Consider the following 23,694-nt stretch of genomic DNA (forward strand, 5'->3'; position numbering starts at 1 on the left):
GACCAACCTTCCTTTAGTATCCAACTTACACTCATACTCGCTTGTAAAAAACGTCATACTGAGCCTTGAAAAATATAAACCACCGAGACAAATGTAATCAACTTTTCCTATTTTCCTCCACTTTCCCCCACTTTCATACACAGAACGTCAAAAAAGATGAATAATGTAGCTAAATCAATGATTTTAAGCCATTAGGAAATGAATTGAAAATCAGGAAGATATGGATATACCGACTGAATTATAAGATTTTAAAGAAAAAATTTAGAAAATGAAAGAAAAACGAAATATGGTGGGAGGTCGTGGGGGAATTGAAAGATTAATCTGTGAAATACATTTGTAGAGCACAATTTAAAATGTAGTGTATCACCGTTTAAATTGTCTTCTATCTAAAAATTAGCACACTTAAATAGTGTATTAGCGAAGCATTTTATGTGTATGAGTCCAATCCTTCGCTAGAAAAAATTCTTCATCAACAGTAATTACCATTTGAGAATTTAGGATTTGAAGTCGAGTAAGGACATCCTCATTCTTTTTGATGAATTCGTTAAAGAGTTGAATTATTTCTTCCTCTACTTTCGGGAAACTCCTAATAAAAGAGAGTACGAAATTTTGGGTGTCAAGAAGTAATTTGATTGTTCCTAAAAATAGTACTTGATGTTCTTGAATTGTGTTTACTATATCTTTTGCGTTTTTGTGTAGCTCATCTCTTGAAATAGAATACACATCAATTTCGCTTCCCAAATATGTCCTTAAAACATAACTGAAATACAATTTCGAATCTTTAATCGCAATATCGAAATCGACCTGAAGATTTTTAAAAAAGCCTTCAAAGTCAATATTTTTTATCAATGTAGAATAGACGAATTTATCAGCTTTATCTCTGATAAGGGATAGTTTCTTGAGCTGCTTAACCTTAATAAACAGGTAAATAAAATGAGATAGATTACCAATATGCTTGAATCTATCTAATCCTTCATTTATCATATTACTGATTTGAACCACAGGTGATTCTAGCTCTTTAAAATTCTCAATTACGTCTTGAAGATCGAGCACTAGGCCATTACATTTTAATCTAATGTTATCATCATATCCAGAATGTGAAAATTGATTCCTTTGTCTAGGTAGATAATATTCATAATAATCAAATGAATATGAACTACCTTCTATTAATGGCCTAACCGCATTGACTTTATCCGACAGAGAGGATTTCTGCCCAACTTCTGGCAAGCTAAGTTCTATCATTTCAGTAAAAATTCCCTCCACCTGCGGTAATGCCAATGCATAAAACCCATGCCATAATTTTTTAGCATAAAGGGTTCTGAGTTCTTTGAAAATTTTTGCTCGATTTTGCAATGGTAGATTGCGAATTTCTTGATGAAGATATCTTAACCGATTTGCTCCATCCACTTCTTTTAAAAGCATCCGATCAAACTTTCTGGCTTTAGGATTTGAAATATCGCTCTTAAAAGAAAATACGTTTGATTTATTCCGATAAGGATTGATTTTTCGCCAGTCCAATTTCTCTAAATCAAGTCTATAGGACCATCCACCAGTTAGGTTTATAATCAAATCCCTATATGGATAGTCTGAGTGATCCTTGAAAGAACTCATCAATTCATCCATTTTAGGATCATCATATTTAGATTTTGATTCTGAATTTATGATTGCTCTTTCCTCAACACCATTAACTAAATAGTCTAGAATAGTTTCCCTCAATGCCAAGACTCTTTGATAAAAGTCATGAATAGTTCTTTCATTATGGTTTCTTGGCCTATGATCTTTCTTTTTCAATCTTTTGATGAAATCTTCTTTCTCGTAATCTTTTAATAAGTCATTGATAATTTGAAGGTCTTTTTTAATCTCTAATTCTAGCTTTGCTTTCTCAATTATTGGAAGTACTCTCAAGTTCAAAACAATATTGACATAAATTTTTAGTGGATCTCTTGAGTTTATTAGTGATTCCAATCCGGGAGACAGCAATTCATAAAGTACTTTTCGAGCATAATTTGAAACAGACTCCTTGGTATCATTTAGCTTTCTGAAGTTTGTGAGCTTTAAACAGTGATAAACAAGATGATGCTCGTTAAATTCGAAATAAAGTTTTTGATCTAGATTTTCTCTAACGTAATTCGAGTACTCTTTCAATCCAATTGATTTAATATCGGCGAACTTTATCATATTTTCACTCAAAGCTTTGATCTCTCATTTTAGAGAATTCTTCTTCCCTTCTAATTGAATCCTTTATTGACTTTTTAAGTCTATCGTGATAGTCTAAAGCCCATTCTGATACCTGTTGATTTTGATGACCAATCAGTTTTGTAGCTAATCGTATTCTTTGTTGATAATCACTCCCACCACCAGAAATAGAGTTCTGCCTTTGTGAAGAGTACTCCAAAGCCTGTAATGTTTTACCTAAATCATAAGATTGATTTAATGACGAATATGCCAAAGGTGTCCATTCTATTTCACCATTTTTTTTATAATATCCTTTTCTCAAATAGAGCACTGCTGGAAACCTACTTTCTGAATCTGTTTTCACCCATTCTAGCAAATCTGATTCTTGGATTTCTTCAATTGGGTTTCTAGAGTAAGAAAAGCTTATTTGAGTTAGCTTTTCATCCTGTAATTCACCTCCTTCGTCAAGTAGAAACCCATTTAGAAATGAAGTCGGATTACACTTTGCTAAAGCAGTTAGATAATCAGTATTATCATATCTTGGATAGTAATGTGATTCTCTTTTTCTCTCTTTCCTTACAAGAGTTTCGATGATTTCTCCAGACTTCTGGTTTAGACATTTCTTTACTATTTCAGACAACATATGATCTTCAAGATGAATATCCTTATCGCTTTCTGGTAAGTCTAGAAGTGTTTTTATTCCGAGCAGTTTGATATTTTCACTTATATCTTGGACTGAATTAAGTCGCATATAGACTATCTCAAGTGCTACCTCATAACAATTCTTTAGTAATAATATCTGCTCTATTATTTTTTCAAAATTTTCATCTGATAACCCTTCATGGTTTCTTCCCCATGCAAGAAATTTAAACGAATCAACAGGAATTGATTTGTCATTTAACGCCTTTAATAATCTATGCAAAGACGCATCTTCAATTTTGGCACTACATTCTAATGCGACATAGAAGCGCTTTAATTTAGGAGATTTTAAGACATCTTCTAACCATTCATCAACATGGCTGTCTTTACTTTTAGATGCTTCATTAATAAATCCATTAAGTAAAATTGCTGATGTATGGTTGATGGGAAATTTAACTGCTAATGACTTTAGTGTTTCCCATAAATTAGTTTTAGACCTAGAACCTCGGTAAGTTCCCATGCCAAACTGGAATAAACCTCTCCCACTATTCAATTTGAGTTCCTGCTCTATTTCAATAATAATATCACCATCAACTGCAGCTTTTTCGCCTAAATCCTCTGCTTTTTCTAATAGAAGATTATGCTTATCGATTGCGCGACCTTTTCCTTTTAGGTCAAATAAATCAGCAAAATACAAATGCTGAGAGGACAACACATAGGCTCTTATTTCATCAATCAAAGATTTTGGACCGATTTCTTGCCTCACTTTCCTTAATGACCTCTTAAGCTCATCATCAAACTGATCTGCATGCAAGTCCAACACTCGATTTATAGCAACCCATCCTTCGAACCAAAATTTTTTCCCGTTATAGTTTCTTATTATTTCAGGTAATTCTTGATAAAGTCCCGAGTTAGTAAAAATTCCAGAAAGCTGTTCCCCAAGCAATTTTCCTAGCTTTGACTTAATATCATCTGATTTAGCATAATTCAAGATGTATTTCAAAAACAACGAATACCACCCTTTAATATCACCATGAGTTCTAGGGTAGTATCCATAGCCTCTTGGTCTACCTCCAAAATCATAGTCGCCTGCTCCTGTAAACGGTGGAGAACTTAAAGAAGCTTTAAGCATTTCTAATCCAAGTACAGATCTTTTTGCATCAATAGAATTAACTAAGGAGTCGATAACAGCAAGCCTCTTTTCAGGCCTTGCCATAGTTCCTGATAAAACTGGGTTAAAAAGACGAAGTAAATTTTCACGATCTGTTCGTTCGTATCGTCTAGGCCTATCGCTCAGAACCATCTCAACTAATAGGTTAACACATCTTTCAAATAGTGTTTCTTCATATGACAGCAATCTTAGTATTCGGAAATGATCATCAAAGTTCCTATTTGATGGATCAATAATTTTGGAAATTTCAGACTCCAAAAGTTGAAGGGTTTTTTCCTGATCAACTGGTGCAATATTTTGAAATATTTCATTCTCAAATGCATCAAGACTACTTAAATCTTTAAGCCAACTATCTAGCCAACCTCTAACTATAAGCTGAGCGGGTTCAAAATCATGCAAATAGCCCAACCTCTTGCTGAATGATTTCAATAATCTTTGATTTGGTTGACTTAGGAAAATCGAATTCACAAAATCAATCGGCAAGGAATTCAATGCCCTCTTCGCAAGTTTATTTGCTAATGCATGTGGAAGTATAGCTCTCCATTTATTACGAACCTGAACTAAATCCCTAGACTTAAGCTCTTCTATTTTCCCGTAAACAGTTAAAATATCCAAAGAACTAAGTTTAGAAATTAAGCCTAATTCAGATTCATTATTGGTTGACTCCCCGTCAAATGAATACACTAACGAGCACCCCTGGGCAACTTGTAAAAGCCTATCATCAAGAATGTTATTTCTTTGATGGAATAATCTTTGGAATAATTCTTCATCTTTTAGTTCCGAAATTGAATCGAACCTCTCAAAAGTATTAGCAAGGGCAAGTGCTAATCTTGCATTCCCTCCCGAAAATTGTGCGATTTGACGAGCAACCCCATGTTCAATATCATTATACCTATTTTCTAGTAACTTCTCGATCAGTTCTTCACTTGAGGGTTCAAGATTATAGACATCAGTTTCATCAGGTAAATCATCTTTAACGTCATACTCAATTGTCATGAGACTAAGCCTACTTTGCTCCCTCTTACATATCTGCGTTAACTTGTTGTGTAGTTCTGGTAAGCAATTATCAACAATTAAGAATGACCTAGATTTTTGAGATATCAAATACTCAGCCGTATTTACTGGTGAAGGAATCGGAGAAAGAGACATATCTGTATATATGACCTTTGACTTATCCAATGCTTTTGAACCAACTGAATCCTCAAAAAGCGCTTGAGCAAACCTAGTTTTTCCGACACCTGAAAGACCTGTAAGTCTTACACTTGCTTTTTCCTCTTGTAAATCTTCTCTTATTTTTTGAATGCCTTCTAGTGCACCAATACCTTCTGGGTCGTTTTTTCCATTCTTTAATTTTAAACGATCATCCAGTAAATACTTACCTTTATTAGCCATATATGACCACCTATCATAAGGCTTCCAACCGTTTAGATCATTTCCATTTCTATTCCTTACCCAAACAACGATTGATGGATGATTTCTGACCCAGGAAGCTAATCGAGATTGATCAAAAAAATCAAGTAACAAGTCCTTCGAGCCCTCTTCATCTTCAATCGCTTTTTTCATAGCTTTAATTCTACTACCCAAAGCAGATGGTGTCGTGTTATCAGTAGATGAAACTATTATATAGGAGCCTTTTTTCTTGATGGCCTCTACTATAACGGGCTTTAAATTCCCTTTCGAACGCATTTCATTCCCAATGGATGCTGGTGGCATTTTAGGTTTCTTTACTTGAAACACAGTAAATTTTGATGGGATATATTCAGATAATGGTCTTTCTTTAGTGTCAACAAGAACATCAGCCCCTCCATCAGGGGCATCTTGATTTCCACCCCAATGAATGCCACTAGTAGACAGATTGGAAAATCTGTACTCTGTTTCGCATAGTAAACCGACAAGTTTTTTTAGATCACCATCATTAAGTTTTGAAATGTCCTCACCTGTTATTTCAAATATTTCCAACTTATTCTATAATGTTTTCTCTCCTTAAATAATCGTATAGCGTTGACCTACTTATATTCAATGTAGAGGTTATTTCGTTTACAGACAATTTTTTACTATACAACGTTACAGCTGCAGCAGCTTTACTCTTATTATAAGATCCTTTTGGTCTCCCCCCTTTCTTGCCACGGGCCCTTGCAGCACTTAATCCATCTTTTGTTCGTTCACTCAATACCTGGACTTCCATGGCTTTAAGAATCGCTATGATCTGAAAAACAGCTTCACCCATCGCTGAAGTAGTATCGAACATTCCTTCCTGAAGACTTTTGAATTGAATTTTCTTTTCTTTAAAATCTGAGAATACAAGAATCTTCCGCCAGATCACCCAATCACCGTAGAATATTATCATTTGATAATAAATGTAAAAACCCGTAGTTCAGTATAGGCATTTTATCTATACCTTTATAGGTATAAATCGCCTGTTAGCCATGAAGCCTCTTTTTATCGCCTTAGCTTTCTTAGTTCTAACGCCAGCATACGCTAATGACGCCTACACGATCAAAGGAATCGTGAAAGACAAACAAACTGGAGAAGCTATTCCTTTTGCTCATGTTTTAGTCGGTGAGATCATTAACGTATCCAATATTGATGGAGAATTCATAATCAGTGCTGCCGACTTTGAAAAGGAAGGTGTCAAATTGAAAGTTTCATATATGGGATATAAAAACTACTTCGCTCCTCTTTCCAAGATAGATGCATACCATACTGTTTTTCTGGAGCCATCTGTGACTCAGCTTATGGATGTGGCGGTGTTTTCAGGCCCTTCTATTATGAATGAAGTTTTTGAGCGCTTCCACCTAAACTATGAAATGGAACGACAGCACATGGTGGGCTACTATCAGGAATCAATGTCTGACTGGGAAAAAACATATTATATAGCCGAGGGAATAATGGATATTTATACACCCAGTAACCTAGACAAAAATGCCTACCCTCTGGTGAATCCATTGCGTACCCGAAAGAAAGTATTTGAAAAGATAGATGTAATTGATGAAGTATTGGGTGGGAACGCTAGTGATATGGCCCAATCTTCTATCTGGAGAAAGCAGTCTTTTCTGAGCCCTAAGAATAGAAAAAATTATGAATACTATTATTCAGGAGCAACATCTATCGGCGGGCACGATGTATTGATCGTAGAGTTTGAACCACGCAACAACAAAGGCAACACTAACGGCAAACTTTATGTTGATGAAGACAGTTTTGCGTTAATAAAAATTGAATACGATCCAATTATTAATGATTTTTCGTTCTGGGAATCGGTTTCGTGGACAGAAGAATATGAGCAGCGAGATGGAACTTTCAAGCTGGTGAGTGTACTCTTCGCTGGCACTAGTACGAATCACACGTATAATTATCACGCCTTGCTTGTGATCAATGAATCAACACCGATCGATGAGCTGCCTTCTGACCTGGCAATGATGAATGTGTACGATTCATTTTTTGAAATGGCGCAAGAAGATTTCACTGATTCCTTCTGGACTGGATTCAACTTCATGAAGTTGGACAATGAGCTTGCTGAGCTGCTAGATTCTGATTCCTCGAGGTATTAGTAGTTTGCATCGCCTGAAGACCTGGCTACGTTTCAATATCAATTTTCATTTCACAAAATACAACTGGCGGGGTTCACTCCCACTAAAAAAAAATGTAACCATTTATTCGACATTTACGATTAATATATTAATTTCGGTTTTGTCGAATAAATAATTTAGAAATAAAAAGACGCATGAAAGGAACAAACCTTGGAGAACTTGAAGAGATCGTATTATTGGTGGTAGCTAACCTCTTTGACAATGCCTATGGCATCCTGATCAAACAGGAAATCGAAGAAAAGTGCAAGCGTACCATTACCATAAGTACCGTACACAATGTGCTCCAACGACTGAATGAAAAGGACTATCTGGAATCGAGGTACAGTGATCCTACACCTGAACGCGGTGGTAAGCGAAAACTGCTCTTTCGGGTAACTAAAGCTGGACAAGCAGCGCTCAAGACGTCACGCTCCATGCGGGAAAATTTATGGTCTGGAATTCCTAAAGTAGCATTTGACGGATGAAAACCGCTCCTCCAAAATTGATGACCTCCCTCCTCTCTAAATCCTGCAACGCTGAATTGTGGGAGTCCATTGAGGGTGATCTTGCGGAACTCTTTCTTTTAGACCTCAAGAAAAAAGGAAAGCGAAAAGCTCAAATCAATTACCTCTTCAATGCATTAGCATTTCTTCGATATCATAGACTTAGAAAAGGACAAAACTCAAAAACGCTCAATAACATGGCACTGATTCAAAACTATCTTAAGGTCTCGTTCCGAGATTTGAAACGCAACAAGACCTTCACAGGCATCAATCTTTTCGGGTTGGTCGCTGGGATGACCGTTTCATTACTCATGCTTCAATATGTGCTTTTCGAAACCAGTTTCGATGACTTCAATGAAGATGCTGATCGTATGTATCGGGTGATCAATGATCGTTATCAGAATGGTGAGCTTATCCAACGTGGAGCCATCACCTATCCTACGATTGGTCCTACTATGATCAAGGATCTTCCGGAAATTGAAGCTTATACCCGAATGGTGGTGAGTGGTGGAAATTTCATCAACTATGAGGAAGAAGTATACCGTACTGGTGACTATCTGATAGCGGATGAGTATTTTCCTTCTTTCTTTTCATACCAGTTTATCAAAGGAAATAAGAAGGAATGTCTGGATGCCGCCTTCAAAATGGTGCTTACGGAAAGGTTTGCTAAAAAGTTGGTTAAGAAAGGTGAAAACGTAACAGACCTAATCGGTAGACCTATCCATTTCAACTATGCCAAGCCTTTCATGATTACAGGAATCATGGAAAATCCTCCAAAAAATTCTCACCTGAAATTCGACTTTATCACATCTTATAAATCGTTTATTGCCATTGCAGGTGAAGGTGCTGACACCAGCTGGGAGTGGTCTGACTTTTATCACTACATCAAACTGAATGAGGGTGTGAATCCAGAATCGCTAGATAGCAAACTCGCAGATTTCAGTGCGCGATATTTCAAAGAAGGTGAAGTCTCTGGTAGCGTCGAGGAATTCTCGTTGCAGCCTCTAAAAGCTATTCATCTTAATGACACCTTAGAATATGAAGTGGCTGCGGTCACGAATGGCAACACCGTCTGGCTCATGCTTTACATTGCCATATTCATTGTATTGATTGCCTGGATCAATTACATTAACTTGAATACAAGCAGAGCGATCCAACGAGCCAAGGAGGTAGGAATAAGAAAATCGGTAGGTGCTCAAAAAAGTCAAATCATCCGACAATCTTTTATAGAAACACTCCTTTTGAATGTAATTGCACTCATTGTATCAATTGGTTTGGTTTTTATTCTACAACCTGCATTTAACGCGCTCACTGGCTTAGATTTAGACTTGTCCATCGTTATTTTTTCATCTATTGGAAGCATCCCTTTCCCAATCATACTTGTTGGGATCTTCTTCATTTCACTCGCTTTTGTCGCACTATATCCGGCACTTCTTGTCACACGATTTAGCACACAGGATGTATTGAAAGGGAGCTTTAAGCTGAAGGGAGAAATAGCCTGGCTGAGAAAAGGGATGGTTGTTTTCCAGTTTTCACTGGCGGTCATTCTCATTACAGCCACTATTGCGATAGCCAGACAGATTGAATTCATGGTCAATCAAGATCTGGGTGTAGATGTGGATAAAACCATGGTGGTTTATGGGCCGGTAATGACTGACTGGGATAGCACCTTTATAAATAAGATTGACCTATTTAAGAAAGATTTAAGCAACTTATCCGGAGTGGAAATAGCTACAATCTCCAACCATGTTCCAGGCTCCAATCTGGGGAGGATATTTCGAATTACCTCGGAAGCTGATCCAGAGATAAAAAATTTAACGGCCAATTATATAAGTGTTGACCATGAATTTTCAGAATTGTACAACATCGAACTCATTACCGGTAGAGATTTTGCCTTTAGTGATCACAATTTTAATGGTAACGTAATCAAGAATTTCATCATCAATGAATCCGCAGTTTCACTTTTAAAATTTGATTCTCCTGAAGACGCCATAGGTAGGTCGGTCAATTTTTACGGCAAAGACTGGACCATTGTTGGAGTAATCAAGGACTTTCATCAGGAATCAATGCATAGAAAAATTGCTCCGATATTCCTACTTCCATACTACAGTACTGGCAATAATTTCTCAGTCAAATTCTCTTCGATAGTTACTCCTGCATTGGTAGAAGCTGTGGAAAAAAGGTATAATCAATATTTCCCTGGTAATTACTTTGATTACTTCTTTTTAGAAGATGAAATTGGCGCGCTGTATGATGATGATGTCCGTGTAAGCAGGGTTGCAAATGTATTTGCTGCTCTTTCGATTATTATTGCCATTTTGGGATTGTATGGACTTGTCATGATAAGTCTGGTTCGTAAAACGAAAGAAATCGGAATTCGTAAGGTGCTGGGTGCCAGCCTCGGACAACTCCTAGTTTTACTAAGCAAAGAATTTCTATTACTGGTTTTCATCGCTGTAATTGTAGGCGCTCCCATTAGCTACTTTGTCCTGATGGAGTGGAAGGCTGGGTTTGCCTATTCAATCAACATTGGGGTTGGGCTCATTCTTTTTTCTTCTATTCTCTTGATTTTAATATCTGTCATCACCATTGGTTTTCAGACACGAAAGATCACGGCAAACAACCCCGTAGAATCATTAAGGTGGGAGTGAGATTTAGGAGTCGTTAGTAAATAGCATTTTTCATACTTTCGATATGTGAGCGTAGTTACAGATAGCTGATATGAATTTGAATGATACAAAGTTCTTTATAGAATAAAAAAAGACTGGCATGTAGCCAGTCTTCTTAGACACCCACTAATGTTAGTTAATAGTTTTTAGTATAAGTAATCTAGTGCCACTTTATCGTCGGAATTGAATGGACGGTCACCCCCGTCTGTGCATGAAAGCATCCACGATAGATCTGCTACGGAAGCTCCGGTAGGAGTTCCTGGAATATGGATTGCACCAACACCTCCATCACCTTCATTACCACCGCTTCCGCAAGAAATGCTTCGATCAAAATAATCTGTATGACGGAATCCGATACAGTGCCCCATTTCATGCGCAATAATTGTAGCAATCCCTTCTACAGACAAATTGTAAGAAGACTCCAGAATGCCACTCATTTTTATTTCACCGTAAGGGTCGCACCCACTTGTTGGAAAACCAGCAGACCCTAAGATTCCTCTTCTTTCCTCGCCTTTTTTAAGTCTTGTCATCCTAATATCTGCATTGTCAGTCGATATTCTTTCGAAAGTTAAACTTAGGTTTTCCGAGTTGTATCGAGCAATGGCAAGATCAAGTCCTGCGATCATTGCCGGGCTATATCCATTTCTCCCTCCTTCATCCGCATACATTGTAATCACGCGTGGGCCACATACAAGATTGTTTGTTCTATACTGCTCCACATTAGGAACAGAAGATCCTCTACTCATCGTGTTTAGATCATCATCTGTTAAATAAATATCACCTTCAACAAGGTAACCTTTATCAAAAATTATTGGAACTTGATTGTCTACATCAAATCCAAGAGCTGCAATTTGAGCAGCTACTTCAGCTGGTACTGAAAAGTCTTCGATTGTGGGTTCATTGCTTTGCTCAGAGCACGCTATAAATACGACTCCTGCTAAAACAAATGTCAATTTTTTAAAAATCTTCTTCATAATATTTAGGTTAATAGTGAATGTCTCTTATGAAACATGTGAACTCAAAAAGTTCCTACCACTATTTCAAACTTTTCGCTATCAATCATGCCTGACTTCTAAGAAATTCAATAGTATATTGAATGAAATTATGTAACTCTAGAATATTATTCTGTTCTAAAAATTATGACTTAAAAAAAGAAGGCAACATCAAAAATTTGATGCTGCCTTAACCTAATAGCTGAATTGAGAAGATTAAATTATTCAGCGTGCAATTGAAAATCATGCGTGGTTTGATTTCCAGCCACTACATCTATTTCTTCAGCTGAAGCATTCTGATACCCACCTGCTTCCAGGAGAATAACATACATACCAGCCTCTAACCCTGAAATAGCATACATCCCATCCTGATTCGTAAATGATGTGGTATTGAGGGTATCGGCAATAAAAACCGAAACCTGTGCACCTTCAACCGAGTCTGTGTCAGTATTAGTAACTGTACCTGTCAAAGTTCCGGTAGTTGTTTGATTTGTCGCTTTAATAACCGGTTTGAAGTTGAAGCCTGTGATATTATCCATAGCTCCTTTCGGGACAAAAGATTGTGCAACATCAAAATCAAGAAGTAAATCTGTTGAAAGACTACTTACCACATTTATGGATGGTTTTATGAAAATTTTAATTACCGTCGAAGGAACTTGTAGATCATAGGTTGACCCATCTTGGAGAACTGCACTTGCACTTGAAACATGAACTCTTACATGATCATAAGATCCTTCAGGAATATCTATGCTCGATAAATTCGCAGTAACGCCACTTGTTAACTCTAATAGATTTGCAGAAAAGTCATCCTCCATTATAGTAATAAATGAATCATCCTCTTCGCCTTCCTTTCTTATTTCAACTTTTGAGATCGTGACATTAGCTTCAGCCACCAGGTCCGTTGGAAATGGAGCATCAGTGAGTGCCACGTTTAAACGACCAGTGGGAAGATCATCTCCATTGTTGCAGCTAACTAAAGCTGAGGTAACAAAAAGTAATACAAAAAATGATCTTAGTAATTTGAATTCCATAGCTCGTTGAATGTTCATTTTATAGTTGTTTTTAGTTTTTACTTCATTCTTCGGTTAACTCAAAATCCTGAACGGCTTCCATGTTTTGAGTCAACTCAATTCCTTCTATCCATACACTGAAAAAACTTTCTATTTCTGCACTTACATCATATTGTCCCGGTTTCAGTCCCGGAATAACATATTCGCCATTTTGATCAGTAAATGAGGTAGTGTTCAGAGTATCTGCAGCATAAACTGAAATCTGAACTCCCTCCAACACTTGTCCATTTCCATTTTGTGTTACAGCACCTTTAAGCGTCCCTGTCTGGCTCAAGTCGGACAACTTTATTACGGGAACGAAAACAAAGCCAATAATTCCGGCCGGGCTATTAGGATTTCCCTGTGGAATGAATGACCTGCTTACATCAAAGTCAGCTAACAATTCAATAGAAGAATTCTCATTCACCTGAATCATTTGATCTCCTACAAGGCGAATGGTTCCGGATGGAACCATCAAATTGTAAATGGTACCATCATTCATTTCTACTGAGGCTTGTGTCACCTCCATTTTTATATATGCGTAATCGCCAACAGGTATGTCTACCTCTGCAAGATCAGTAGTTAAACCATTCGTAAAGTCCAGCAGATTAAATGATTGCTCCGTATCCGATAGTGTGATAAATGCAATGGAATCATTTTCATCACTTGTCTTGAGATCTATTTTGCCAATCGTAACATTTGCTTCTTTGACATATGAAAAAGGAAAAGGTGCATCTGTTAATTTTAAAGTGAGATTTTGCAGAAAGACATTATCACTGAAGTATTTGTAATCATTTTCGTCACAAGCATTCGAACTATTAGAGATAGCTGTCATCAGCTCATTGTTGTTATTGACAGAAAATGTCATTCCCTCTAAATCAACCAACTCAACAGGAAAATCAAATCCTAGTAGGTTATTTTCATCGGCTTGATTAATAAAAGTATAAAACTCCTGATCACTATTGATCTCTTCAGCTCCTATCTGCTGACTGAGACTATTGTATGTAGCTATTGATAGCGGGTAAGTAAAGTCGATGCATTCAATGTCCTCATCATCACCATTTTCAATACATTGAATGGCAAGATTATTTAATTCATCGTGAGAGTTAACCAGTATTTCAACGTATTCCGAGTTTTGAATGGTGACAGGGTAAACAAGTTCAAAATTACTTCTGGCGTATGGATTCTGCTCGTAAGCAAGTTGAACGGACTGGAGGTCCTCTTCTGATTCAACCACAATTTCCTCATTATTAACGCTTGCAGAAAATGGAGTCTTCAGCCTTAGGCAGCTTGCATTATCAAAATAATTATCAGATGAGCCATCTAATAGGGTTATTCTAGTCAGGTTCATTCCCAAATTAGAGTTACTCGTAAATGACTTTACATCATTCAAAGGTGTAATTTCCTCCGATGAATTTTGACACGATATGATTCCAGATGCAATCATTAAAATATATAACACATAACGATTTATATTTGCCGCTCTCATACACTTCCAAAGTCTACACTTATAAAACAGATATTGAATTAGAATTCCTACCATTCTTTTTTATTTGCCATAGAGTATAATTACAGTAATCTGATGACTAAACTAAGAGCTACGCGGTTAGTATGAGACCCACTAATGATGAAAATATTTGCAAAGAAGAAGTTTTCTTAAAGATTTTCGAGGAGCTATCTTCTGATCTGTATCAATTCCTGTACTATAAATTCGGATCTGCAAATTACCCTGAAGACCTGGTGCAAGAAGCTTTCGTGAAGCTTTGGTTAAACTGTAAAAATGTATCTCCAGAAAAGGCTAAATCCTTTCTTTTTACGATCGCCAATAATCAAATGCTCAATACACTTGATAAAAAGAAGACTATTCTTAATTATGAAAAAGGAAATAGGCCTAATAATTATACAGTTGAAAATCCTGAATTTATTTTAGAAGAAAAGGAATACCTGGATAAGCTACAGCATGCAATTGAATCTCTACCTGAAGATCAGCGAGTTACGTTTTTATTAAACCGGGTAGAGAAGAAAAAGCATAAAGAGATTGCCGAAATGCTTGGAATATCAAGAAAAACCGTTGAAAAAAGACTCTATAGTGCCTTAGCGACTATTAGAAAAAAGGTAGGAGAATTGAAATGAGTAATTTAACCATGGGTAGGAAATTTCGCTTTCTGATTGTTACATTAATAACATAGTGCTGGAATGAATAAGGACGAATTAATAAAAAAGTGGCTGGCTGATGAGCTTTCTAACGAAGAATTGAAAGCCTTCAAGGAGACAGACGATTTCAAAGAAATCGAAAAAATTGACAAACATCTTGGTCACTTTAAAGCATCGGATTATGATACAGATAATGAAAAATCCAAGCTAAAAAGTAGCGTAAATCAACAGCGTTCTACGTTCCTATCCCTCCCTTCTATTTTGAAAATAGCAGCCTCTGTAATTATTCTATCAGGAGTAGCTTTTTATTTTTTAACCCCCTCTGATAACATCAGAACTATTTCCTCATCGAATTTATCGGAATTTTATCTTCCTGATTCTTCTTACTTAAAATTAAATACAGGTTCAATCATTTCTTATTTGCCGGAAAAATGGAATCAAACAAGGTCAGTTAAGCTTGATGGCGAGGTGTATTTTAAAGTAAGGAGTGGTTCGACATTTTCTGTGGAAACCACTCACGGGGTTGTGAGCGTATTAGGAACGGCATTCAATGTCAAGTCCAGAGATGGATTTTTTGAAATCACATGCTATGAAGGTCAAGTCCGGCTTGAAAATACCTCAATTAATAGCGTCCTTAATAAGGGTGAGCTTGTTCAAATCATTGATAATAAGATTTCAGAGTCAACAATTGATGAGGCACAGCCTTCCTGGTTAAACGGTAAAAGTTCTTTTAAGAGCACGCCACTAAAGCTGGTTCTCAAGGAATTTGAGAGAGAATATATGATCAAAATTCAGGCACAAAACATTCCAAATGAAAAGTTATTTTCAGGGAGCTTTGTTCATGATGATCTCGATCTGGCACTAAAATCTATCGCAATCCCAATGAACCTTTCATACGAAATTGAGGAAGGTCAGGTAATATTGTCGGGTGATTCGAACCACTAGGATCTGTTTTCTATGTATAGCATTTTTTCTTCTGTTTTCAATCCAGGCGGATTGCCAGAAAACAGAGGGCCATCTGCTTGTCGACATAATTGACATCCTGGAACGACGCTTTTCTGTTTCTTTTTCCTATGCCGATGAAGATGTGGATACAACCAGGCTCACTTTACCTTCTCAAGTCCTCACCCTTGAAGAGTCTCTAAGCTATTTATCAGACAGATCGAACCTTGAATTCCACTTCCTAAATGAAGATTATATCACGATAACAACAAAGAAATCACGGACGCTGTGCGGGTATATCAAGGATTTGGAAAATGACGAGCCCTTAATTAATGCTACAGTACTGATTGAAGGTGAAATAATTTTAAGCGATAGTGATGGATTCTTTGAAGTTAAAAACCTTAGTCTGACTTCAACCTCTGAAGTAATCATTCGATATGTCGGATACCAACCGCTTAGGATATCAGATAGTGCGCTATACAGGCAGGATTGTCAGGTATATAGCATGGAACCTCAAACACCTATCCTAAAAGAGGTCATGGTAACCAACTATCCTGTTCCTGGAATCAACAAGCTAGCGGAGGGATCATTTGAAGTAAATACTTCTGAGCTCAATATTCTCCCGGGCCTTATACAACCAGACGTGCTATTAACCATACAATCACTTCCGGGTGTGCAAAGTGTCGATGAGTCGGTATCTCAGATCAACATTAGAGGCGGAAGCACTGACCAGACGCTCCTGTCCTGGAATGGGATCAGGCTGTATCAGTATGGCCATTTCTTCGGACTAATAACCGCAATCAATCCTTTTTTAACTAAAAGAGTAACCGTAATAAAAAATGGAACGCGTGCAGAAATGGGAGATGGTATTTCTGGCACAGTAAACATTCAGTCGGTAAACTCTTCCGATCAATTCGAGGGAGAAGCTGGGTTCAACATGCTTGATGCAGATTTCATCATCAAACAGCCTATTGCTTCAAACGCTCACCTCACATTTTCAGCCAGAAGATCCATAAATGATCTATTCACCTCTCCTACATATGACCAATATTTTGATCGGGCTTTTAGCAATACAGAGGTAGTTCAAAACAGCTCCGTCGATAGCTTAATTTCAAGAAATCAATCATTTCAATTTTATGATTGGAGTTTAACCTTCAACAGTAGCATAGGTAAAAAAAGCCAATTAGCGCTCAATCTTCTGAATATTTCAAATCAGCTTCATTATGAAGAAAATGAAATATTAAATGGCAAGGTAACTTCAAGAACTAGTAGCCTTAACAACAACAGTTTTCTTGTTGGCCTGCAATACGATCTTATAATCAATCCAAAGATGAAGTTGGTTTCAAACAGTTATGTTTCATCATACAATCTTGAGTCAATAAATGCTGCTATTCTTAACAATCAGCGCTTGCTGCAAGAGAATAATGTGCTTGATATTACAACTAGCTTCAAAGTTCTCCACTCAATTTCATCAAGGTTTGAAATGACCAATGGATATCAGTTCAGCGAGAAGGGAATGTCTACTTTGGAGGATATCAATAACCCACAATTCCAGAGGTTTAAGAAGGATGTCCTTCTCGCTCACGCAATTTTTAGTGAATCGACATACACTACACCATCTTACCATACCAATGTCAAATTAGGTGTTAGAGCAAACCGTTATCATGAAATTGATACGTATACTTTTGAGCCTAGAATAAGTGTCAACCACAAGCTCAATAATGATCTCTCCTTTGAGATTCTTGCCGAAACCAAGAGTCAATCGAGCACTCAGGTTGTTGATTTACAGAATGATTTTTTAGGGGTGGTGAAACGGCAATGGCGATTGGCCAACGATCAGGACATCCCTCTCATGCTTAGTAAACAGCTATCTACTGGTCTATTTTATAATATACTGGGTGGATTACTGAGTCTTGAGGCGTACTATAAAGTCGTCAAGGGTATTACTTCTCAAAGCCAGGAGTTCCAAAATCAATTTGAATTTTCTAGAGCCATTGGCAGTTACAAGGTGAAAGGACTTGAGCTGCTAGCCAAAAAAACATTTGGGTCATTAGATGCATGGTTGAGCTATCACTTTTCACATAACTCTTATCGGTTCGAAGACCTAAGCAGTAATGATTTTCCCAGTAACTACGAGATTAATCATTTCATCAATACCGGTTTATCGTATACGAAAAATAAGTTTGAATTCTCTACTGGAATATCCTGGAATAGTGGACGTCCATTTACACAACCTCAATCAAGCAACACAAGCATCAATGAAGACATTGGTTATGAGTTACCAAATGATTCAAACTTGCCTAATTATTTCAGGTTGGATTTTTCCTCAAAATATAATTTCACAATTAGAAAAATAAACAAAGCTCAGCTTGGTATCTCTATTTGGAATTTATCTAATCATGTAAATATTCTCAATTCATATTACCGATTAGCTGAAGATAATGAGATCAAAAGGTTTAATCGTCGAGGACTTGAAATCACACCAAACCTGTCATTTCGAGTTTGGTTTTAAGTCTATGATATTCCCGTATCTCTAGACTGACTCATTTATAGGATTTGTTGAAACTTCCTTCGTACTTGGTGATCTTAATCCTTATTCCTTAGCTGCATTTATCATTTTTTCCTCAATAAGTTTCTTTAAGATGATCTCCTTCATCTCACTTTTGAATTTGAATTCACCAATGTGAGCCAAAGGATTGGGGTGTAGTTAGAACAGAATTTTCAATACAATTAATAGGCAAGCGTAGTTACAAACTAGGCATAGGTGGCATATACCTGTACCATGACCGACTTCACATTTACAAAGCAATACTTCGAAAATGGTTTTCAGGAAGTCTCCAAATCTCCCTTTTCTCCACTTTTTCCTAAAAATTCAGTATCTTAATTTTAAAATAGTTAATAACCTAATCAGTTATGAAAAAATATAAGCTAACCTATTCCATTATTATAGTAATACTATCAGTTGGTTTTACTTCTTGCAATGGTGATATCCAGGAATGTTATGACGACTGGAAAATCTGTCAAGGTGAATGCCCGGAAGTCGATCAACAAGTATTTCACCGATGTGTAGCGGGATGTGGAAATATCCTGGCTCCAGACTATCAAGATTGCTATTCAGATTGTGTCACTGCTCACCTGGCCAAGGTTCGTTCGCGAGATAACTGCCTTAGTACCTGTGATGATCAAGTCGGAGCTTGCCTCGGCGTAGAAGACTAATTTTTAACCTAAACACAATATCCCATGAAATCGAATCAAACATTTATCCTATTTTTATTTCTAACCACCCTATTTCTTGGAACCTCATGCAATCAGGATTTTAAAGATTGCGTGGATGAATGGAATGTCTGCAAGCAAGATTGCCCGGAAGTAAATACTGAAGCTTGGCAAGAATGCCTTTCTGGCTGTAGCAATCTGCTACCTGATGATCCAACTGATAAGGATGCCATGGAAGCATTTAACAATTGCCTGAGAGCTTGCGGCAACCCTTATACAGAACGTCAGAATTGCCTAGATGCATGTGATGAAGGCTTGAGGTCTTGTCTGGGAGTGGAAGAGTAACAACATCATCCATCAAGTTTTCCACTGGAAAGCTTGATGGATATTCTAGATACTCTATTCTAACCCATCTTTCTCGGTATCCGCCGGTATTCTTATCATTTTTTCCTCAATAAGTTTCTTTAAGACAATCTCCGTCATCTCACTTTTGAATTTGAATTCATCGCGTATGTCAGCCACATAAGCCTTGATTTTCATCTTTAAAAGTGACTGTCGGTCTTTAAATTCATTGACGAAGATGACAACAATTGGCTTGTTCAAATAGATGTATTTGGAAACCGTAGCAGCCTGCATTCCAATGGATCTCGCCTGCGCAGTATCCACATCAATAGGTAAGTAGATCTCCGCTACCACCTGGCAATTGGATTCTCCGGCATTGGCATTGGCGACCGAATGATTCATGATCTCGCTATTTGGTATTGAAACCAGGTTATCATCAGGCGTAGTAACTCTGGTATACCTTAAACCGATTTCTACAACTTCTCCATAATATCCTCCAACTTCGATTTTATCCCCTACCATGAATGGGCGATCAAAAAGGATCATGATACCTCCAAAGATGTTTTTCAAAATATCTTGAGAAGCAAAACCAATGGCTACCCCAACTGACGCGGAAAAGGCTAAAATCGTAGCTGCTGGTGGGTGGAATATCCCTCCAATGATAATCACTACCATTCCTATCCAACTCAATATCTTAATGACCGGGATATAGCTTTTGATCGTAATACGATACCTGGTACTTTTCTCTGCAAAAACTTCCAAAATCCTGGTAGTGATTTTGATAAACAAGACGCCGACTATCAAGAAAATGATTGACCAAAAGACCTTGGAAAACGATATCAGATCTGAAATAGACGGAGGTCCATCAGCTATTATAGAATCGCCTGATGCTTTTGTCTGAGCCTTTACAACTAAGGAGTCTAGTGTTTGTGATAGCGCAGTAGTATCCTGAGCATAAGCTGATATGGATAGACCAAACAAACAAAGTAGGAGACCGATAAGAATTCTTTTCATAATTAATGAATCAAATTTTTTGCTTTAAGAACAGAAATTGCATTTCGGTACACAATCGGGTTTACCAAATAATTTGAATCTTCTCGCATAATAATTCCATCTTCCAACAGGGCAAGTAGATTTAATCGACTTGCAGACTCCGGGATATTAAGTATCAAAGACAATTGATATTCTGATAGTCCATCATGCAAAATAAGTGCATGAATTATGTAAATTTTTTCCATTGGCATCACGCTCAAAAAGTCCAACTTCGGTTTATTAAACTCTCCAATGGTAATCATACTTTGGCCTACCGCTTTAGTAGACAACAGCCAAAAAATCAAAGCCAGGCTTACATTACTTTTCGCAAAAGAATTGAGCTGTGAGAAGTATTCATTTTTCAAAAATTGTTGCTTTTCTTCATCGCTTAACTTTATGAATTTCTTATCCTTCAATAAGCTTTCATTGGCTTCAAAAGTGATGCTATATCCACTGATCCTATTTCGCTTCCAAACTATATTTACTATCTGCTCCTGCGACCATTCACCAAGCTCAAATGAGTAGCTAAAAAAATCATCAATATGGATGGCTTTCTTTAAATATTGCCAGGTATAGATGGTAGTGGTAGTAATCCAAAATACATTTTTATAGGTGCGAGTTATCAATTGAAAAAGCAACTGTAGCGCTGCAAATCCTCCTACTCTTCTCAAGTATAGGTTTTGTAGATCTTCAAAAACGATGATGCGTTTTGAGCCGCTATTTAGAAAATCAACTACGTGATCAAAATGTTCGAACGAATCGTTTTCAAAAACCTCTTTCATCATATTAATGAGGCCTTCTTCTGTAGCTATATTCTCTTTTGGAGTAATGCGGGTTAGCGGAAATGGATACTTGGATTTTGCAATGGCATAATTGAGAAATGTAGTCAATCCACCCCATTTTTCACCCAAGATTGCCGTTCCAGCAAATCGACCTTGATTCCAGCTATCAAATGCGGTATCTAGTTTTTTAATTTCCTCTTCCCTGCCTTCAAATAAGTCCAGATCTTCCAGCGGTTCTATTCGATAAAGTCTGCGATAGATGAGTGGCAGTCCGTCAATCACATGTTGAGATTCCATCAAAAAATCGGAAACCTCCCGTGAAAGTTCTGGCTTTCCTGCTGTCAGGATAAAACTGCTGCCTATTTTATCAAATAATGATTTTATCTTATTTAACCCTTTAGTACCTAATTCAAGCACCACTTTTTTCCGACTCAAGATTTTTTCACGCAGCTGTTGCTTTACCTCTTCAGCTTGTTTTGCTGCTTTGGCTTTGGTAATTCGTAACCTTAGTTCTACGACGTTTTCCTTGTACGTAAGATCCATGATGGCATCACAAAACTTATTCACGACTGCATCTAACTGCTCACTATTCTCGCTGATGGCCTTTTCCAATCGATTCTTCACTTCAATCATTCGAGAAGAAGCTCTAGCAAGTCCTTCTGTAGCAATTGAGATGGCATCCGTTTGATCTTTTCCTTCATCAATCGCTGCTATTGAAGAAGAGATACTAAAATTCACAATCTGGGGTAGATCTAAGGAATAACTGGTTGCCTCTTCCAAGGCACTAAACATACCCTTTTTAATGCCTTCAAAATCTTCTTTGAAGACTTCCAGTGTTTCAAATGAAATTAACTCATAGAGTGATACTTTCTTTAGTTCATCGTCATCGAGTGGTGAATCGAATGTTGATGTTTTTACTCTCACATGCTCGTCTGAGAGGTTTTCAACTGATTTATAAATGTTAGATTCTAGCTTATTAATTAAGTTGGAAATGTTCTGGCTAGTTAGCTTATCGCACAGCTTGGGAACATGTTCTTTGCCCAGTCGATTTTGAATCTCTTTTCCAATTGCTTTCAGTGTCTTTTGTGGGTCGTCAGGTTTTTTACCAAGCTTTATCTGTGCTTCCTGAATGGCAATTAAAATCGCTTCTATTTCAGGTTCAATCTGAGATCCAATCTTCTTTATTTGACCTGCTTTAAAGCCATCTAACTCAGCTAAAGTGACATTTTTTAAATGAAAAATATCCAGGTCTGAGCGCCATTCTTCAAATAATGAATAAATGGTATTGTTCCAGCGCTTTCTATTTTTCCCCCACCTTTCTTCTGAACGTAGGATGTTTTTCTGAACCGCCTCACTAGTAAACGCCCGACTGGAAAGCTCCATCGTATCTACAATTTGCTGATCAGCCAGATATAAGTCATACCTGGCTTCAAGCAATTCATCTACTTTCTTCTCAACAGTTTTATTTAAACTGGCTAACTCTCTTTTTATGTCTTTTAATATCTTATCAGAAATGTCAACTCCTTCTTCAGAAAGACTTTCTTCAGCAACCTTAATTTTCAAAAATTGAGCGCAGAAAGTTTCATAAAAAAGATCTGTAACATCTCTCAGGTCAAGTATCAATTGACTTTGAAAGTGGTAGCGAGTCAATTCTTTTAGAGGTATGGAGCGGTTCCAAAACCGCTTTTTAAACTTCTTGCTAAAAATTCTTGAAGTCAGATATCCTGTTCTTTTTCCCCATTTTCGGAATTTCAAGAACTTAGAATCATCGTTCATCGCGTAAAAGCGATCGCGAGATTGTTCTTTAACTTCAACCTCTTCAACTCCATCAAAAAGGGTATTTAAGCCTGCAATGAGTTCGTGGTAAAGGTCCGAAAATGAATGGCTCTCAGGCTCTTCCCAAATTTCATCCACAATCGCATGAAATTCGGCCGCATATTTTGCTATTTCCTTGTTGGAGGTGCTTGTCTTTTTAGAGGTCTGAAATGATTGAACATGTGAGACAATGCATTCAATATTTTTTATTTCACTGGCTATTTGAGAATCAATCGGTAGAAGAAAGTGCTCCTTCAATAATCCCTTTAAATGATCTTTAATTGTGGCTGCCATTCGAGTTTTTGCCCTCTTGTTAGTTATAGGAATTCATAAATAGAAATTTAGCTTGCTTGATTTAGTATTCTTTCCTGTAATTTCTTTCCGCTGTTTTTACTGAGAACGTAATATGAAATTTTGACGCTATTCTCTGATTCTTCAGAAAATTCGAAACATGGAGGACTCAACAAACACCAGGGATTATTAAGGATTATCTTTTTCGTTTTTTCTAAATCAAGATTTTGCTTTGCAAGATCCAGAGAAAACTCATAGCGATGATAAAACATTCTATTGGATACCTCCTCTTCCTTTTGATCATAAAAGAAATTGGGAACCAATAGCTTCCTTAGCTTCATTAAACTTCTCTTCATTAA

17 protein-coding genes are annotated in these 23,694 nt (G+C 37.1%); 8 read left to right on the forward strand and 9 right to left on the reverse strand.

Translation table 11 applies throughout. The features are described from left to right. Nucleotides 1-414: 414 nt before the first annotated feature. The 3 genes from ABJG98_RS07910 to ABJG98_RS07920 are packed head-to-tail and all read right to left on the reverse strand — an operon-like array spanning nucleotide 415 to nucleotide 6,332. Nucleotides 415-2,178 (reverse strand): hypothetical protein, encoded by a 1,764-nt coding sequence (locus tag ABJG98_RS07910; protein ID WP_348278956.1) that lies wholly within the window; start codon nucleotides 2,176-2,178, stop codon nucleotides 415-417. Nucleotides 2,179-2,182: 4 nt separating this feature from the next. Then, entirely contained in the window at nucleotides 2,183-5,944 is a 3,762-nt protein-coding gene (locus tag ABJG98_RS07915; protein WP_348278957.1) for a hypothetical protein, read from the reverse strand. 1 nt (nucleotide 5,945) lies between these two features. Next, nucleotides 5,946-6,332 carry a recombinase family protein gene (locus ABJG98_RS07920; RefSeq protein ID WP_348278958.1) on the reverse strand — a complete coding sequence of 129 codons (387 nt, stop codon included), beginning with the start codon at nucleotides 6,330-6,332 and terminating at the stop codon, nucleotides 5,946-5,948. A 79-nt stretch (nucleotides 6,333-6,411) separates the two neighbouring features. On the opposite strand from ABJG98_RS07920, the gene ABJG98_RS07925 reads away from it, so the two are divergent. The 3 genes from ABJG98_RS07925 to ABJG98_RS07935 all read left to right on the forward strand — a co-directional run bounded on the left by ABJG98_RS07925 (nucleotide 6,412) and on the right by ABJG98_RS07935 (nucleotide 10,705). Next, complete coding sequence (locus ABJG98_RS07925; protein WP_348278959.1) at nucleotides 6,412-7,533, forward strand: hypothetical protein; 1,122 nt, start codon at nucleotides 6,412-6,414, stop codon at nucleotides 7,531-7,533. 173 nt (nucleotides 7,534-7,706) lie between these two features. Continuing rightward, on the forward strand, nucleotides 7,707-8,036 hold the full coding sequence (locus tag ABJG98_RS07930) for a helix-turn-helix transcriptional regulator (RefSeq protein WP_348278960.1): 330 nt from the start codon (nucleotides 7,707-7,709) through the stop codon (nucleotides 8,034-8,036). Next, nucleotides 8,033-10,705 (forward strand): ABC transporter permease, encoded by a 2,673-nt coding sequence (locus ABJG98_RS07935; RefSeq protein WP_348278961.1) that lies wholly within the window; start codon nucleotides 8,033-8,035, stop codon nucleotides 10,703-10,705. Before ABJG98_RS07930 ends, ABJG98_RS07935 begins: the two co-directional genes overlap by 4 nt. 164 nt (nucleotides 10,706-10,869) lie before the next feature. On the opposite strand, the gene ABJG98_RS07940 is transcribed toward ABJG98_RS07935, so the two are convergent. The 3 genes from ABJG98_RS07940 to ABJG98_RS07950 all read right to left on the reverse strand — a co-directional run bounded on the left by ABJG98_RS07940 (nucleotide 10,870) and on the right by ABJG98_RS07950 (nucleotide 14,115). After that, complete coding sequence (locus ABJG98_RS07940; protein ID WP_348278962.1) at nucleotides 10,870-11,697, reverse strand: M57 family metalloprotease; 828 nt, start codon at nucleotides 11,695-11,697, stop codon at nucleotides 10,870-10,872. A 239-nt stretch (nucleotides 11,698-11,936) separates the two neighbouring features. After that, entirely contained in the window at nucleotides 11,937-12,764 is an 828-nt protein-coding gene (locus ABJG98_RS07945; protein WP_348278963.1) for a DUF4382 domain-containing protein, read from the reverse strand. 25 nt (nucleotides 12,765-12,789) lie between these two features. After that, nucleotides 12,790-14,115, reverse strand: a complete 1,326-nt coding sequence (locus ABJG98_RS07950) for a DUF4382 domain-containing protein (protein ID WP_348278964.1) — start codon at nucleotides 14,113-14,115, stop codon at nucleotides 12,790-12,792. A 260-nt stretch (nucleotides 14,116-14,375) separates the two neighbouring features. Here ABJG98_RS07950 and ABJG98_RS07955 point away from each other — a divergent pair, with 260 nt between their 5' ends. The 5 genes from ABJG98_RS07955 to ABJG98_RS07975 all read left to right on the forward strand — a co-directional run bounded on the left by ABJG98_RS07955 (nucleotide 14,376) and on the right by ABJG98_RS07975 (nucleotide 19,418). After that, nucleotides 14,376-14,897, forward strand: a complete 522-nt coding sequence (locus tag ABJG98_RS07955) for an RNA polymerase sigma factor (protein ID WP_348278965.1) — start codon at nucleotides 14,376-14,378, stop codon at nucleotides 14,895-14,897. Nucleotides 14,898-14,960: 63 nt separating this feature from the next. Further along, on the forward strand, nucleotides 14,961-15,863 hold the full coding sequence (locus tag ABJG98_RS07960; protein WP_348278966.1) for a FecR family protein: 903 nt from the start codon (nucleotides 14,961-14,963) through the stop codon (nucleotides 15,861-15,863). After that, complete coding sequence (locus tag ABJG98_RS07965; protein WP_348278967.1) at nucleotides 15,847-18,372, forward strand: TonB-dependent receptor plug domain-containing protein; 2,526 nt, start codon at nucleotides 15,847-15,849, stop codon at nucleotides 18,370-18,372. Before ABJG98_RS07960 ends, ABJG98_RS07965 begins: the two co-directional genes overlap by 17 nt. A gap of 401 nt (nucleotides 18,373-18,773) precedes the next feature. After that, the gene (locus tag ABJG98_RS07970) at nucleotides 18,774-19,076 is read left to right on the forward strand and encodes a hypothetical protein (protein ID WP_348278968.1); all 303 of its coding nucleotides are present in this window, start codon (nucleotides 18,774-18,776) and stop codon (nucleotides 19,074-19,076) included. 24 nt (nucleotides 19,077-19,100) lie between these two features. After that, entirely contained in the window at nucleotides 19,101-19,418 is a 318-nt protein-coding gene (locus ABJG98_RS07975) for a hypothetical protein (RefSeq protein ID WP_348278969.1), read from the forward strand. Between the two features lie 54 nt (nucleotides 19,419-19,472). Here ABJG98_RS07975 and ABJG98_RS07980 read toward each other — a convergent pair whose 3' ends face one another. Genes ABJG98_RS07980 through ABJG98_RS07990 form a run of 3 tightly spaced genes read right to left on the reverse strand, consistent with a single transcriptional unit; the run spans nucleotide 19,473 to nucleotide 23,691 of the window. After that, on the reverse strand, nucleotides 19,473-20,429 hold the full coding sequence (locus tag ABJG98_RS07980) for a mechanosensitive ion channel family protein (protein WP_348278970.1): 957 nt from the start codon (nucleotides 20,427-20,429) through the stop codon (nucleotides 19,473-19,475). Nucleotides 20,430-20,431: 2 nt separating this feature from the next. Then, nucleotides 20,432-23,338 (reverse strand): hypothetical protein, encoded by a 2,907-nt coding sequence (locus ABJG98_RS07985; protein ID WP_348278971.1) that lies wholly within the window; start codon nucleotides 23,336-23,338, stop codon nucleotides 20,432-20,434. Between the two features lie 47 nt (nucleotides 23,339-23,385). Next, nucleotides 23,386-23,691, reverse strand: coding sequence for a hypothetical protein (locus ABJG98_RS07990; RefSeq protein ID WP_348278972.1), 306 nt, complete (start codon nucleotides 23,689-23,691; stop codon nucleotides 23,386-23,388). Between the last annotated feature and the right edge of the window lie 3 nt (nucleotides 23,692-23,694).

This window comes from Ekhidna sp. (assembly GCF_039960695.1).
In the GTDB taxonomy this organism is placed as follows: Bacteria; Bacteroidota; Bacteroidia; order Cytophagales; family Cyclobacteriaceae; genus Ekhidna.

Bases quoted from the DNA above. Each gene is read 5' to 3' on its own strand.
- ABJG98_RS07975 (WP_348278969.1), top strand. From the start codon at position 19,101: ATGAAATCGAATCAAACATTTATCCTATTTTTATTTCTAACCACCCTA.
- ABJG98_RS07990 (WP_348278972.1), bottom strand. From the start codon at position 23,691: ATGAAGAGAAGTTTAATGAAGCTAAGGAAGCTATTGGTTCCCAATTTC.
- ABJG98_RS07950 (WP_348278964.1), bottom strand. From the start codon at position 14,115: ATGAACCTGACTAGAATAACCCTATTAGATGGCTCATCTGATAATTAT.
- ABJG98_RS07985 (WP_348278971.1), bottom strand. From the start codon at position 23,338: ATGGCAGCCACAATTAAAGATCATTTAAAGGGATTATTGAAGGAGCAC.
- ABJG98_RS07960 (WP_348278966.1), top strand. From the start codon at position 14,961: ATGAATAAGGACGAATTAATAAAAAAGTGGCTGGCTGATGAGCTTTCT.
- ABJG98_RS07935 (WP_348278961.1), top strand. From the start codon at position 8,033: ATGAAAACCGCTCCTCCAAAATTGATGACCTCCCTCCTCTCTAAATCC.
- ABJG98_RS07945 (WP_348278963.1), bottom strand. From the start codon at position 12,764: ATGAACATTCAACGAGCTATGGAATTCAAATTACTAAGATCATTTTTT.
- ABJG98_RS07940 (WP_348278962.1), bottom strand. From the start codon at position 11,697: ATGAAGAAGATTTTTAAAAAATTGACATTTGTTTTAGCAGGAGTCGTA.
- ABJG98_RS07980 (WP_348278970.1), bottom strand. From the start codon at position 20,429: ATGAAAAGAATTCTTATCGGTCTCCTACTTTGTTTGTTTGGTCTATCC.
- ABJG98_RS07930 (WP_348278960.1), top strand. From the start codon at position 7,707: ATGAAAGGAACAAACCTTGGAGAACTTGAAGAGATCGTATTATTGGTG.
- ABJG98_RS07910 (WP_348278956.1), bottom strand. From the start codon at position 2,178: ATGATAAAGTTCGCCGATATTAAATCAATTGGATTGAAAGAGTACTCG.
- ABJG98_RS07955 (WP_348278965.1), top strand. From the start codon at position 14,376: ATGAGACCCACTAATGATGAAAATATTTGCAAAGAAGAAGTTTTCTTA.
- ABJG98_RS07920 (WP_348278958.1), bottom strand. From the start codon at position 6,332: ATGATAATATTCTACGGTGATTGGGTGATCTGGCGGAAGATTCTTGTA.
- ABJG98_RS07925 (WP_348278959.1), top strand. From the start codon at position 6,412: ATGAAGCCTCTTTTTATCGCCTTAGCTTTCTTAGTTCTAACGCCAGCA.
- ABJG98_RS07970 (WP_348278968.1), top strand. From the start codon at position 18,774: ATGAAAAAATATAAGCTAACCTATTCCATTATTATAGTAATACTATCA.